The sequence below is a fragment of the Desulfoluna sp. CYM3A genome (assembly GCF_056829965.1).
Genome location: NZ_CP186556.1, coordinates 397,214 through 410,574, shown reverse-complemented (window position 1 = coordinate 410,574; position 13,361 = coordinate 397,214). Strand labels below are relative to the sequence as shown.

The 13,361-nt window shown below is 57.4% G+C and carries 12 protein-coding genes and 1 pseudogene; all 13 read right to left on the bottom strand.

Going from position 1 to position 13,361, the window contains the following annotated elements; translation table 11 throughout:
* Positions 1 to 6 precede the first annotated feature (6 nt).
* Complete coding sequence (locus ACOYW1_RS02175) at positions 7 to 1,545, bottom strand: sensor histidine kinase (RefSeq protein WP_482421489.1); 1,539 nt, start codon at positions 1,543 to 1,545, stop codon at positions 7 to 9.
* Positions 1,546 to 1,813: 268 nt separating this feature from the next.
* Entirely contained in the window at positions 1,814 to 3,499 is a 1,686-nt protein-coding gene (locus ACOYW1_RS02170; protein WP_482421488.1) for a YcaO-like family protein, read from the bottom strand.
* A gap of 298 nt (positions 3,500 to 3,797) precedes the next feature.
* Positions 3,798 to 5,117, bottom strand: coding sequence for an RIP metalloprotease RseP (gene rseP, locus ACOYW1_RS02165; RefSeq protein ID WP_482421487.1), 1,320 nt, complete (start codon positions 5,115 to 5,117; stop codon positions 3,798 to 3,800).
* 25 nt (positions 5,118 to 5,142) lie between these two features.
* Entirely contained in the window at positions 5,143 to 6,297 is a 1,155-nt protein-coding gene (locus ACOYW1_RS02160; protein WP_482421486.1) for a 1-deoxy-D-xylulose-5-phosphate reductoisomerase, read from the bottom strand.
* A gap of 11 nt (positions 6,298 to 6,308) precedes the next feature.
* Entirely contained in the window at positions 6,309 to 7,121 is an 813-nt protein-coding gene (locus ACOYW1_RS02155) for a phosphatidate cytidylyltransferase (RefSeq protein ID WP_482421485.1), read from the bottom strand.
* Positions 7,122 to 7,219: 98 nt separating this feature from the next.
* Positions 7,220 to 7,960 (bottom strand): isoprenyl transferase, encoded by a 741-nt coding sequence (locus ACOYW1_RS02150; RefSeq protein WP_482414987.1) that lies wholly within the window; start codon positions 7,958 to 7,960, stop codon positions 7,220 to 7,222.
* Positions 7,960 to 8,517, bottom strand: a complete 558-nt coding sequence (frr, locus tag ACOYW1_RS02145) for a ribosome recycling factor (RefSeq protein ID WP_180136889.1) — start codon at positions 8,515 to 8,517, stop codon at positions 7,960 to 7,962. Before frr ends, ACOYW1_RS02150 begins: the two co-directional genes overlap by 1 nt.
* Positions 8,518 to 8,694: 177 nt before the next feature.
* Positions 8,695 to 9,420: a UMP kinase gene (pyrH, locus tag ACOYW1_RS02140; RefSeq protein WP_180136890.1), complete on the bottom strand. Its 726-nt coding sequence runs from the start codon at positions 9,418 to 9,420 to the stop codon at positions 8,695 to 8,697.
* Positions 9,421 to 10,017: a translation elongation factor Ts gene (gene tsf / locus ACOYW1_RS02135; protein WP_180136891.1), complete on the bottom strand. Its 597-nt coding sequence runs from the start codon at positions 10,015 to 10,017 to the stop codon at positions 9,421 to 9,423.
* Between the two features lie 2 nt (positions 10,018 to 10,019).
* Complete coding sequence (gene rpsB, locus ACOYW1_RS02130; protein ID WP_180136892.1) at positions 10,020 to 10,880, bottom strand: 30S ribosomal protein S2; 861 nt, start codon at positions 10,878 to 10,880, stop codon at positions 10,020 to 10,022.
* Positions 10,881 to 11,410: 530 nt separating this feature from the next.
* Positions 11,411 to 12,307, bottom strand: a complete 897-nt coding sequence (gene prmC, locus ACOYW1_RS02125) for a peptide chain release factor N(5)-glutamine methyltransferase (RefSeq protein WP_482421484.1) — start codon at positions 12,305 to 12,307, stop codon at positions 11,411 to 11,413.
* Entirely contained in the window at positions 12,291 to 12,560 is a 270-nt protein-coding gene (locus ACOYW1_RS02120; protein WP_482421483.1) for a peptide chain release factor-like protein, read from the bottom strand. The genes prmC and ACOYW1_RS02120 overlap by 17 nt, the downstream gene beginning before the upstream one ends.
* A pseudogene (locus ACOYW1_RS02115) lies at positions 12,557 to 13,355 on the bottom strand (PCRF domain-containing protein). The gene ACOYW1_RS02120 and the pseudogene ACOYW1_RS02115 overlap by 4 nt, the downstream one beginning before the upstream one ends.
* Positions 13,356 to 13,361: the final 6 nt, after the last annotated feature.

Genomic DNA, 13,361 nt, shown 5'->3' with positions numbered 1-13,361 from the left:
AGGGAACTAAACCGCTGCCCCCTTCGACGTCTCCAAGCACAGAATCATGCGAGCGCCCTCGCCATGCCGGCTTTCAGCACGCAGGCTCCCGCCGAGTCCCTCCACGATAAGAAAGGAGACAGAGAGCCCCAGCCCGGTACCTTGCCCTGGCTCCTTGGTGGAAAAAAACGGATCAAAGATATTGGGCAGGTCCGCATCCGAAATTCCGCCGCCGTTGTCTTCCACCACGACTTCAAGGCACTGACGCCTGTCGTCTTCAACTACGTTGCGGGTGGAGATCACCAGGGAACCATTCTCCCTGCCGGCACCTTCGATGGCATCGGCAGCGTTTAGCACCAGGTTAAGAAACACCTGGCGTAAGGCGCCTATGGTGGCCATGACGCCATCGTCATGGGCCCCTAAATTGGTCATAACGTTAATATCTTTCAACAGGGGCTGCACACGAACCAGTTCGCGAATCTCGGCTATCAGGTCATGGACAGCCACCACGTCTTTATCCCCACAGTCTCCGCTGCGGTTAAAATCCAGGAGTTGCCGGATAATGCCGTCAATACGTGACAACTCCTCGTTGGTTCGGGCGATATAATCAAAACGTTCCAGATCGGTTTCAGCGGATTGGATAAGGGAAAGGTACCCGGTGATGATCCCCAAAGGATTGCCGATTTCATGGGCGACACCAGAGGCAAGGCGCCCCATGGCCGAGAGTTTTTCGGCACGGACTACGTCCTCCTGGGCCCGGGAGAGCTCGGTATTGAGCTCCTTCAGCTCCCGCACCGAAATCTTAAGCTTCTCACGGTCGGCGTTGATGCGGCTGACCATGGTGTTCAACGCCATGGAGAGTCTTGAAAATTCGCTGCCCGCCTCTTCCTGAAACATGAAGGGATCTTCGGTTCCGGCATCTTCGGCCTTTGCGAGAAGCCGCGCCACCGGCTTGACGGCTACCTTGGAAACCTGGCTCACCCCGGCAAACGTAACCACCACAAGGTTGATGAGGATATAAAGGAGTAGAAGCTTGATGGTGTCGGTGAGCCAGGCACTCACCTTGCCCGTATCCACAACCGCTGCCACACCGCCTCGAACAGGCGCCTCAAAAGGAACAGCTGCAACCACAGCTCCACCCAGTCCCAACAGCCCCATACCGGACCCCTTGACAAGAACCGGCTCTCCCCTTGTCACGGCATTTTCGATGGCCTCCCCAGCCTCTGCCCCGCGCTCATCCGTGCCGAACCCGTAGCTCAGCTGCTCGTCGAGGAGGGACACCTTCACCAGGGTCACGGCGCTGCCCTCCATCATGCCCCCGAGGACCAACCGAAGGCTATCAACGTCTCGCTTCCCGGCCTCGTCGAACCCGTAGTCCGTTACAGCCCGTACCAGGTGCAGGGCCCTTTCCGCCTCCTTTTTCACCATGACCTGACGCATCAGGGTCAAGGCGCAAAAGGCGGTGACCCCCATGGCAAAGAGAAAGAGAAACGCCAGGTTCACACTGATGCTTGTCTTGATGCCGGTGGACATATGCAAGAGGCCTTTTTGTTGACGTTCGCGCACAATCGCCTCCGGCAGCCATGCCGGGGACCAAGCTTTTGAAAAAATAAATAAACAGATCTTGGGTAAGCCTTTTGTAGGCTTTGCCGAAACTATGTCGCATCCGCAGGTCGCTTTGATCGCCCCAAAGGGAGATCAAAGCGACCTGCGGGTGTATTCTGGAAAGTTTTTTGCGGAGCTTTTTTCAATATTGCGGCCTGCCGGAGGCAGCCACTTGATGGTTTTTGACTTTACTCATAGTAAAAAGAGCAACAAAAGTCACCCATAAACATCACGACTTGCAGTGTTTTGCCTTCATCATGGCTGAGGCGCAGCTGATCATCTTCGGGCTCAGGCGGGTAAACCGATCGAAATCGGCAGTAAAGGCAAAGCCAGGGACCAGAGTTTTGACCACGGGAATCTCAAGATCCGTTCGGGTCAGGTCCACATACACAGGAGAAAACCCTTCGGAGGCCAAGAGCTGCTCAAGAAGCTTTTTGTCCCCTGTTGCCGATCCCGTGGAGTAATCGGGGAGTTGCTCTTCGTGGACGGGAACAGGTCGTGTCGGAGGGGCCATGGACGCCTCGCCCCCGGGAAAGGCAAAGGGCACCTCGGTCATGGCCGAAACCGCGGCCCGCCTGGCGTTGAGATGGGCCGCACACCCTTTGGCCACGACGCCCTCATGATCTATCACCATGGCTTTGCAGATGGGCACGCCCAGACGGCCGGTGAGTTCCTGGAAAAACAGGTTCACCCCCTCCTGGCGGTACGCGGACAAAAGCGGGCCCAGGTTTTCGTTGGCGGTATAGAGCTCAAAGCACAGGGCCGGATCGTAGGGCTGGGTGGCCTCTGCCTCTCGCTCCAAGGCTTCATACAGACCGGAGACACACGCTTCATCCAAGGTATTGCCCGAGGCAAGCCCCGTGGACCCCAGGCTGGAAAAAAGAGCGGGTTCGTCGAGGTTCATGAAGAGAAACACCGCCTGAACCGGAACCAGGATGGGTACTTCTGCCCCTTGGGATGTTGTCACGCCTTCCATCCAATGGAGGGGCTCGTCCCCATAGGGGACATCCAGCATCAAGGCGTTGGGGTCCAGCGCTCTTTTCCCGCCTGCCAGAAGCTCGCTGTAGCGGGCCTTGGTCACCTCATGGTCGTTGACCGTACCCACCACGCGTCCGCCTTCGATGGAGGCATAAGAGCTCAGGCGCTCGGCGATCTCCATATACAGGGAGGCCCTGGCATCGGCCACCGAAAGCCCTTTGCCGTAACTGGTCTGCTCACCGGTGAGGGTGTAGGCCAGATCGCCCTGGTTCACCCGCGTTGACACCTGCCACTTCCTCTGCAGGGCAAAGGGGGAAAGAGAGGCCTGGTGACGCATTTCACCGCCGTTGAATATCCCCACTGCTTCTAGCCTGGCCTTGGCCACTGAGGCTGTCTCCGCAGCCGAAACCCGCTGGACCGGCGGAACCTCCTGTCGCACCTGATCCGCCATGCTCCCCACGGGAAGGGGTTCGGAAGGCCCCATGGGGCCAGGGGCCGCCAGCAAAACCGGAGCCTCATCAAAAAAGGGGAGCTCTTCCAGACGGTCCACATTGCCTTGCAGCATCTCTGCCCAGGGGTGGGCAGATACTCCGTGGGCCGACACAAAGCGAGCATAGATCAAGGGGCTCTCCACCTTTTCCGGGGTCCAGCCCTCTTTCTCAAGAGCCTCCCGAATGGCCGGAAATGCATCGAAGGCAAGGGTTGCCTCATAGAGAAGCCCCTTGAGAAGCTCATCGGCCCCCTTAAGCTTTTCGGTCATCCCCTCCTCCCCCAGACCACCCAGCAGGGTCAGGGCAGCCTGACGCATAAAGGCGTCCATGGGGGCCTTGCGCAGGGCCGTAAGGGCCGCATCGAGACTCTCCACGCCTTCCGGCACCACGGCAAAATATCCCGTGGCAGCCTCGGTGGTTGTTAATTTCAATCGGTAGTCAGTCATCTTTTCAGCCTCCGGCGGGTCGCTTTTTGAAAAAAGCTCCGCAAAAACGTTTCGGTTGTCAGGCCTTGCTTCCATCAAGACCTAAACGGTCTATCATGAAATTTGGTGGCGGGCAGGAGAGACCCTTTTGCCTGTCATCCCCTCCCACCGCATGGACTCTCTATTCACCATTTACCATTCACGACTCACTCTCACTGTTCACTCTTTACAAAAAAAGGCCCCGGAATCTCTCCCGGGGCCTTTTCATATCACACGTCATGGGACGCATTGCCGAGAAAAGGCGCGCCCTCAGGTATCATCATTTGAAAAAAAGTTTCATGATGTCGCTGTAAAAGACGTACACCATAAGGGAGAGCAGGAGAAACATCCCGGCCTGGCTGGCCGTCTCCCGGATCCTGTCGTTCACCGGTTTTCCGGTGATCCACTCAATGGTAAAAAAGAGAAGATGCCCGCCGTCCAGCACCGGAATGGGCAAAAAGTTCAGAATGGCCAGGTTGATGCTGATAAAAGCGATAAAAGAGATCAGGGAAGAGAGCCCCACACGGGCCTGGTCCCCGGCCATCTTGGCGATGATGATGGGGCCGCCAAGATCTGCGGGAATGCTGCCCTTCACCATCTTCACAAGGCCCACCACCATGAGCTTTCCAAGGAACCAGGTTTTGGCCACCCCTTCGGTGATGCAGCCGAAAAATCCAAGTCGCTTGTTTACCACCTCGTAATACGGAGCGATACCGATGCGCCAGGCGCCCTCTTTGCCGTCGAGCTGTTCCGGCGTTAGGCTCACGGTAAGCTCTTTGCCATCCCTTAAAACCCGCAGCGTGACAGCCTTGCCCTTGCTCCCCGTAATGGCCGTTACCACATCGGTCCACACAGAAAGGGGGGTGTCATCCACGGCAAGGAGCCGGTCTTTGACCTTAAGGCCTGCCTTTTCGGCAGGCGAATCACTCTGGATCCCTCCGATAATGGGATCCTGGACAGGGCCGATGCCCACGGCCCAGGAAGGGACCTCCTCTCCGAACAGGTTCCGGGAGGTGGATGCCTCGGGGGTGAGCTCCACGGTGCGGGTATCTCCGGCTCGCTCGTAGGTCAGGAAAAGGGGCTTTCCGCTGCTGGATTCTATGGCCTCCACCACATCGCTCCAGAGGGTCACGGGCTCATCGCCCACCTCTGTGACCCGGTCGCCATAGGCCAGACCCGCCCGGGCCGCCGGGGTGTCCGCCACCACCTGCCCCACCACCGGGGCAAGGCCGTTGACCCCATGCACCCCAAAAAGGCCCGTGTAAATCACCACAGCCAGCACCAGGTTAAAGACCGGCCCTGCGGCCACGATGAGCATCCGCTGCCACACCGCCTTGTGGGTAAAGGAGAGGTGCCGCTGCTCGTCAGTAATCTCAGCGTCGGGTTCCTCCCCCACCATCTTCACGTATCCGCCTAAGGGAATGGCAGAGACCAGGTACTCGGTCATGCCTACCTTGCGGCCGAAGATCCGGGGGCCGAAGCCCAGGGAGAACTTTTCCACCCCCACGCCGAACAGGCGGGCCACGAGAAAATGCCCCAGTTCGTGGAAAAAGACGAGAACGCCCAATACAATGATGATGGAAAAAAGGTTGGTCGTCATGAATTGTCCTGCATGGTTGATGCCGCTAAGGGCAAATAAATTCGGTTGCTTTTCGCCGGGCCCAGGTATCGGCCTCCTGGACATGGTCCAGGGAGGGCCGGGTGACCACGGGGTGGGCATCCATGGTTGCTTCGATAATGCGGGGAATGTCGAGAAAACCGATGCGCTCTTCAAGAAAAGAGGCCACAGCCACTTCGTTGGCGGCGTTTAGAACCGTCGGCATCGTCCCGCCAGCACCTGCCGCCTCAAAGGCAAGCTTCAGGCATCGGAACTTCGAAAAGTCGGGTGCTTCAAAGGTCAGGGCGGCAAGGGCTGCAAAATCCGGGGGATCCATGCCGATGTCCATGCGGCTGGGATAATTCAGGGCATAGGCGATGGCACCCTTCATGTCCGGCTGCCCCAACTGGGCCATCACCACCCCGTCCACATAGGCTACCATGGAATGTACAATACTCTGGGGATGGACCACAACCTCAATCCGCTGGGCTTCCACATCAAAAAGATGATGGGCTTCAATAACTTCCAGACCCTTGTTCATGAGGGTGGCCGAATCGATGGTGATCTTTTTGCCCATGCTCCAGGTGGGGTGATTCAAAGCCTGGGCCAGGGAAATTTCCCCCATGGCTTCCCTGGGCGTGCCTCGAAACGGCCCTCCTGAGGCCGTGAGGATCAGCTTGCTCACCTCCCGGGGGTTCTCACCGTTCAGGCACTGAAAAATGGCGCTGTGCTCGCTGTCCACCGGAAGGATGGGTACGCCCTTTTCAGCGGCCAGGGGCATGACCAGATCCCCTGCCGTCACCAGGGTCTCCTTGTTGGCCAGGGCGACGGCCTTTCCGGCCTCGATGGCTGCAAGGGTAGGCACAAGGCCTGCAGCCCCCACAAAGGCGGAAACCACCATGGAGACACCGTCGCAGGAAGCGGCCGCCTTGTACCCGCTCTCCCCGAAGAGAAGTTCTGTGGTGCACGAAGGCGGAAGGAGCGCTTTGAGGCGGTCCCGGTGGGCCTCGTCGATGACGCAGGCAAGCTCCGGCGAGAACTCAAGGATCTGCTCCGCCAACAGTTCCACGCTGGTGGCGGCGCACAGGGTTTTTACCGCAAAGCGGTCCGGATACATCCGGACAATCTCAAGGACGTTTTTTCCAATGGACCCGGTAGATCCCAGCAGGGTCAGGTATTTCATGGGACTCCCCTTCAGGCGCCAAGCACCATAAAGAAATAGAACAGAGGCGCCGCGAAGAGAAGGGCGTCGATACGATCGAGCAGGCCGCCGTGGCCCGGAATGAGCTGACCGGAATCTTTGATGCCGGACGAACGTTTCAGGGACGACTCAAACAGATCGCCCAGAGGCCCCATAGCCCCGGCCAGGGGAAAGAGCAGCAAACAGGCAAGCCAGCCAAGTTCGGGGACGAAAAGAGCCTTCATGACAAACCCGGCCACAAGGGCCCCGGCCATGCCGCCCATGAACCCCTCCACGGTTTTGCCCGGGCTTACGGCCGGGCAGAGCTTGCGCTTGCCGAAAAAGGTCCCTGCGTAAAAGGCGCCGGTATCGCAGGCAGCCACGGTCACAAGCAGGGTAAAGATCCACATCACCCCGTGCTCGGGGTCCAGGCGAAGTCGCATCACGGCAGCCAGCATCATGGGAATGTACAAAAGACCGAAGATGTGGGTCAGGAGGTGTTTCACCACCTTGGGATCGGTCTCGAACCGGGAGAGAAGGAAAAAGCCGCCCAAGGGGATGTTGAGGAACACCACACCCAAAAGGGCGCCCCAGGGGTTGGACATGCCATGGGCCAAAGCCACCATGACAAGGGAGGAGCCGTACCCGAGAAGGGGAAGGGCATCGAACCGGTCGGTTGTATCGTCCACCAGGGGGTAGTACTCGGACAGGGCGATCACGGCCACGGCCATGATGAGAAGTGTGAAGAGCAGGGCCCCGCCTTTTAAGATAAAAAGCCAAAGCAGGGGAATCGCGACAACCGCTGAAAGAATCCGTTTCAGGTGCATGGGTTTCACATCCTTTTTAATACAGCAAAAGGGAGACCGGTCCCGCCGCATGCGGCAGCCGATACTCCCTTCGGGTACCCACGTTGTTCACTCTCGACTCAGGACTGAAGCACCTTTCCATAGCGGCGCTCACGCGCCTGGAAATCCTTGAGAATGGAAGCAAACTCCGATTCATTAAAATCGGGCCAAAGGGTCTCGGTAAAAAATATCTCGCTGTAGGCGCACTGCCAGAGCAGAAAGTTGCTGAGGCGCATCTCCCCGCTGGTACGAATCACCAAGTCGGGATCGGGGATACCGCGGGTAAACAGATGCTGTGACACCATCTCTTCATCCACATCGGCGGCCCGGAGACGCCCCTGGCTCACCTCGTCGGCGATGCCCTGCACCGCCGCCACCAGCTCGGAACGGCTGCCGTAGCTCAGGGCCAGGCAGAGGGTCAGGCGCTCGTTGTGACGCGTTGCCTCCATGGCCAGGTCGAGCTCACGCCGCACCTCCTCCGGCAGGCGATGAAGCTCACCGATGGCCGTCAGGCGGACGCCGTTTTTGACGAGCTGCGCTTTCTCGTTTCGAAGAAACCGCGTGAGGAGCCCCATAAGGGCATCCACCTCTTTTTTCGGCCGCTGCCAGTTTTCCGTGGAAAACGCATAGAGGGTCAGGTAGGGGATGCCGAACTTCGTGCAGCTCTCCACCACCGTACGAACCGCGCCCGCGCCCTTTTCATGGCCCTTGACACGGTTCATCACCCGCTTTTTGGCCCACCTGCCGTTGCCGTCCATGATAAAGGCGACATGCTCGGGCAGCTGGTCTGCTGACAGTCCGTCGGGAAGCTCTCGTTCCATCAAACCTCGAGAATCTCTTTTTCTTTGTCTTTGTAAACCGCGTCGATCTTGCCCACAAAATCATCGGTGACCTTCTGGACCTGATCCTGGGCCTTGAACTGATCGTCCTCGGAGATCTCCCCGTCCTTCTTCAGGCTTTTCAGGGTCTCGTTGGAATCGCGCCGGATATTTCGGACCGCCACCTTGTGGTCTTCACAGGTCTTGTGCACAAGCTTGACGATCTCTTTACGCCGCTCCTCGGTGAGGGGGGGCACGGAGATGCGGATCAGCTTGCCGTCGCTGGAGGGGGTCAGGCCGATGTTTGCTTTGAGGATGCCCTTTTCGATCTCTTTGAGGGCTGTAGCATCCCAGGGCTGAATGACGAGCAGGCGAGGTTCCGGAACAGAGACGGAAGCCATCTGGTTCAGGGGGGTCAGGGTACCGTAATAGTCCACCTTCACGCTGTCGAGCATATTGGCCGAGGCGCGACCGGTGCGAACACGTCCCATCTCTTTTTCAAGAGCGTCCATGGTTTTGCCCATTCTCTCACTGGTCTCTTCGAGAAGCGCGTTGATCATATCGTCACCTTTCCTGTCTTCATTAAGATTAGATGGTTGTAAAATCAGGTATGGCAAGGGGGGGGATAAAAAGGGATCAAAGACCGGTCAGAGCTCAGGTCCGGTGCCTCCCCCTGAAACAGAAAAAGATCAGGCCCGCGTATCGCGAACCTGATCTCATTCATACCCGTAAGATCATCAGTTGTCAATCAGGGTGCCTACATCCTTGGCCCCGGTGACCACTTTGAAAATATTTCCCTTGCCGGAGAGATTGAACACCGACAAGGGCAGGTTGTTGTCCATGGCAAGGGAGATGGCAGTCATGTCCATGACATTGAGCTGCTTCTCCAAGACTTCCATGTACTTGATCCGGGGGAAGAACGTGGCGTCCTTCTCCTTGACAGGATCTTTGTCGTAGATGCCGTCCACCTTGGTGGCCTTCATCAGGAGTTCCGCGTGGATCTCCTGGGCGCGAAGCACCGCCGCCGTGTCGGTGGTGAAGTAGGGACTGCCCGTCCCTGCGGCGAAAATCACGGCGCGTCCCTTCTCCAGGTGGCGAACCGCCCGACGGAGAATAAAGGGTTCGGCCACCTCATGCATGCTGATGGCGGACTGGACCCTGGTGGGAATGCCGATCTTTTCAAGGGCACCGGAAAGGGCGATGCTGTTGATGACGGTGGCCAGCATCCCCATATGGTCGGCAGGTGCCCTGTCCATGCCGTAGGAGCTTGCGGCGATACCTCGAAAGATATTACCGCCGCCAACGACAATGGCCACCTCAACGCCCAGCTCATGAATCGACTTCACCTCTTCGGCGACGTATTTCATCATGTCGGGGCTGATACCGAAGCTCTGATCACCCATCAGAGCTTCACCACTTAATTTAAGAAGAACACGCTTGAAGGCAGGCTTCGCCGCTGTCATCTACTCTCCTAACTGGTAACGGACGAAACGGCGGATACGGATGTTCTCGCCCATTTTGCCGATAACCTCTTTTGTATAGTCCTCAATGGTGATCTGGGGATTCTTTACGTAAGCCTGGCTCATGAGGCAGGAATCCTTGTAGAACTTCTGGACCTGACCTTCAACGATCTTGTCCACGATGTTCTCAGGCTTGCCCTGCTCAAGGGCGCGCTCACGGTAAATTTCCCGCTCCTTGGCTACAACGTCTTCGGAAATGTCCTCAGGGGCAAGACCGGCAGGGTTGACGGCTGCAATGTGCATGGCGATGTCTTTGGCGAAGGCCTGGAAGTCTTCGTTTTTGGCAACGAAGTCAGTTTCGCAGTTGATCTCAACCATAACACCGATTTTGCCGCCCATGTGGATGTAGCTCATGACGGTGCCTTCGGAAGTGGCTCGGGCGGAACGCTTTGCAGCGGCTGCCAGGCCTTTTTTCCGGAGGAAGTCGAGGGCCTTGGCCACATCGCCGTCGCTCTCCTTCAGGGCTTTTTTGCAATCCATGATTCCGGAGCCGGTCTTTTCACGAAGTTCTTTTACCATTGCTGCGCTGATTTCTGCCATGACTACTCTCCTGCATTATCGGCCGCGGCGTCTGCTGCCGGGGCATCATTCTCGGTTTTCTTACGGATCACTTCAACCACGGGCCCTTCTGCGTCACCTGCAGCGGCCTCGGCAACAGCTGCTGCCTTGGTTTCCACTTCGTCGTTACCTTTGTCGCTTGCGGCAGCACGCTTTTCGTTGAAGCGCTTGCGGCCTTCGATGCAGGCATCGGCAAGGCGGGAGGTGATCAGACGAATGGAGCGGATGGCATCATCGTTACCGGGGATCACGTAATCGATGGGATCCGGGTCACAGTTGGTATCCACAAGAGCAACGATGGGAATGTTGAGACGCTGAGCTTCCTTGACGGCGATGCTCTCTTTCTTGGGGTCCACGATGACGATGGCACCGGGAAGGCCGTTCATGAAGCTGATACCGCCGATAACGGCTTCCAGCTTGTCGCGCTCTTTACCGAGCTTGAGGCGCTCTTTTTTGGTGTAGCTCTCAATGGTTCCGTCGTTCTGGATCTCATTGAGCTTGTTGAGGCGCTCGATGCTGGTTTTAACGGTCTGGAAGTTGGTGAGCATGCCGCCGAGCCAGCGGTTCTGCACGTAGAACATCTCAGCGCGGTTGGCTTCTTCGTAAATGGCTTCTCGGGCCTGCTTCTTGGTGCCCACGAAAAGTACGGACTTTCCGGCAGCGGCCACATCAGCGACGAAGTCGTAGGCGTTCTTGAACATTCCGACGGACTTCTGAAGGTTGATGATGTAGATACCGTTGCGGGCGCCGAAAATATACGGCTTCATCTTCGGGTTCCAGCGTTTGGTCTGGTGACCGAAATGGCATCCGGCTTCGAGAAGCTCTTTCATGCTTACGTAAGACATATCCTTACTCCTTTGGTTTTTCCACCGCCCCCGTCATCCCCGGAATCAACTCGCCCCGATAAAAACGGAGAAAGAACCTGATACGGGTCGGAAGGCGTGTGTCATTAAAATGCATCTGCCCGTGAATCGGGCAAATTAAACAAAAGCGGCTGTTGACGCCGCTTGAAAATTGGCACCCCGGAGGGCACGCTCGGACCGTCGGGCGCAAAAATGCGCCTCGATCGATAAATCCTAACATTCATAACAGGTCCAGAGACGCATGACAAGGGCAATCCAACCAGCCATCAAAAAACCCCGGCATCGGCCAGCGAGAACCCAACAGATGTAAAGGAAGACCGCCCCTCCAGAACACGGACCGGAAAAATGACGCCGCGCCTGCGGCATGGGAAGAAAAAAAGACAACTGCCCAAAATTTAAACTTTGCGGGACCACAAAAAAAACCCTCTGGAAAGCATGACAAACAGACCTTAGCCAAGCGTTTCCATACCCCGCCGAAACAACGCCGACACCCTCAAAGCCGCACAGAGACATCAAGCCTTGCGACGAGCACGCACCGCCCTGTTGTTGCCTGCGTAGTCATCAAAAAAGCGAATGGAATCAAAAATCCCTTCTACTTCAAGGAGCCCGCGAACCGCCTCGCGCTGATCCCAGCCCATCTCAAGGAGAAGCCATCCGCCGGGTTTCAGGTGCGTTCGACACCCGGAGATAATCAGGGAGAGATCCCGCAAACCGTCGGCATCGCCGTCCAGGGCCAGGCGAGGCTCAAAAACCGCCACTTCCGGCTCCAGCAGATCGATATCCGCCGTGGGAATATAGGGAGGATTGGAGACAACCACATCAAACAGCGGAGCCTCGGCAAAGGGGGCAAACCAGACACCCTGAATAAACGAAACGCGACCTTCCAGATCGTTACGCCGGGCATTTTCCCGAGCCACACCAAGGGCCGTTGTGGAACGGTCCGTTGCCAAAACCGTGTGCTCGGGACACGCCTTGGCAAGGGAAAGAGCAATGGCACCGGACCCTGTTCCCAGATCCACAACGCGCTGCACTCCCTTATCCCCACCCTGCAAAACCTCCAGAGTCGCTTCCACCAGGGTTTCGGTATCGGGCCGAGGCACCAGCACCCCGGGGGCGACCGTCAAATCGAGATCCCAGAACCCGGTCTCACCCATGATATAGGCAATGGGCTCCCGCTCCAGCCGCCTCCGGACAAGAATTTCGTACCCCTTCTTCAGCGACGCTGAAGCAGGGTCGTCTTTTCTCAACAAAAGACCGGCACGCCCCACCTTGAGGTGATGCATCATCAAAAGGTCCGCGGCAAGCTTCGGGGAATCCACACCGGCATCTTCAAAAAGACGGGCAGCCTCCGCCAGCACCTGGGCGATGGTGACGGAGGTTTCAAACAGATAATCAGAGGGTTTGTTCATTTTGGAGGGCCTGGGCCTGGGCGTGGGTTCTAAGGGATGCGATGATCTCTTCGATATCCCCTTCCATAATGGCATCCAGTCGGTAGAGGGTCAGCCCGATGCGATGATCGGTCATGCGACCCTGGGGAAAGTTGTAGGTACGGATACGCTCACTGCGGTCCCCGCTGCCGATCTGGCCTTTCCTGGCGGCGGAACGTTCGGCTTCCGTCTCCTGGATCATCTTATCCAGAATACGGGACCGAAGCACCTTCATGGCCTTGTCCTTGTTCTTGTGCTGGGTTCATCCTGGCAGGTGGCTGTGATACCTGGGAAGGTGCGTAATACGGACCGCGGAGTCCGTGGTGTTGACGCTCTGACCATGCCAGCCCGGGGGTCTCTGAAAATATCGATACGCAGCTCATTGGGCTCGATCTTCAGCTCCACATCTTCCGCCTCGGGAAGCACCGCCACGGTCACGGCAGAGGTATGGATACGCCCCTGGGTCTCCGTAGCGGGAACGCGCTGAACCCTGTGAACCCCGCTCTCATACTTGAACGAGCTGTAAGCGCCCTTGCCGTTCACCTGGAAGACGACTTCCTTGTAGCCGCCCACATCGGATCCGTGAGAGTCCATGACCTCCACACCCCAACCCCGACCTTCGGCATATCGGGTGTACATCTTGAACAGGTCCCCGGCAAACAGTGAGGACTCGTCCCCGCCGGTACCGGCGCGAAGCTCAACGATGACACTCTTCTCATCCAGAGGATCCTTGGGAACCAGGAGGTACAATCTTTTCCTCCATCTCCTCCACCTGGGCTTCCAGGGGGCCGATCTCTTCTGCGGCCATCTCTTTCATATCGGGATCGTCGTCGTTGAGAAGCTCCCGGGCTTCCTCAAGCTCAGCCACAACCTTCTTGTACTGACGATACGCTTCCACCAGCTTGGTGATCTCACCGTGCTCTTTGATGTACTTCTGATACTGAACCCGATCGCTGACCACAGCGGGATCGCTGAGAAGCTGCTCCAGTTTTATGAACCGGTCTTCCACACCTTCGAGTTTACCAAACATTATCTT

Bases quoted from the DNA above. Each gene is read 5' to 3' on its own strand.
- ACOYW1_RS02170 (WP_482421488.1), bottom strand. From the start codon at position 3,499: ATGACTGACTACCGATTGAAATTAACAACCACCGAGGCTGCCACGGGA.
- rseP (WP_482421487.1), bottom strand. From the start codon at position 5,117: ATGACGACCAACCTTTTTTCCATCATCATTGTATTGGGCGTTCTCGTC.
- ACOYW1_RS02160 (WP_482421486.1), bottom strand. From the start codon at position 6,297: ATGAAATACCTGACCCTGCTGGGATCTACCGGGTCCATTGGAAAAAAC.
- ACOYW1_RS02155 (WP_482421485.1), bottom strand. From the start codon at position 7,121: ATGCACCTGAAACGGATTCTTTCAGCGGTTGTCGCGATTCCCCTGCTT.
- ACOYW1_RS02150 (WP_482414987.1), bottom strand. From the start codon at position 7,960: ATGGAACGAGAGCTTCCCGACGGACTGTCAGCAGACCAGCTGCCCGAG.
- frr (WP_180136889.1), bottom strand. From the start codon at position 8,517: ATGATCAACGCGCTTCTCGAAGAGACCAGTGAGAGAATGGGCAAAACC.
- pyrH (WP_180136890.1), bottom strand. From the start codon at position 9,420: ATGACAGCGGCGAAGCCTGCCTTCAAGCGTGTTCTTCTTAAATTAAGT.
- tsf (WP_180136891.1), bottom strand. From the start codon at position 10,017: ATGGCAGAAATCAGCGCAGCAATGGTAAAAGAACTTCGTGAAAAGACC.
- rpsB (WP_180136892.1), bottom strand. From the start codon at position 10,880: ATGTCTTACGTAAGCATGAAAGAGCTTCTCGAAGCCGGATGCCATTTC.
- prmC (WP_482421484.1), bottom strand. From the start codon at position 12,307: ATGAACAAACCCTCTGATTATCTGTTTGAAACCTCCGTCACCATCGCC.
- ACOYW1_RS02120 (WP_482421483.1), bottom strand. From the start codon at position 12,560: ATGAAGGTGCTTCGGTCCCGTATTCTGGATAAGATGATCCAGGAGACG.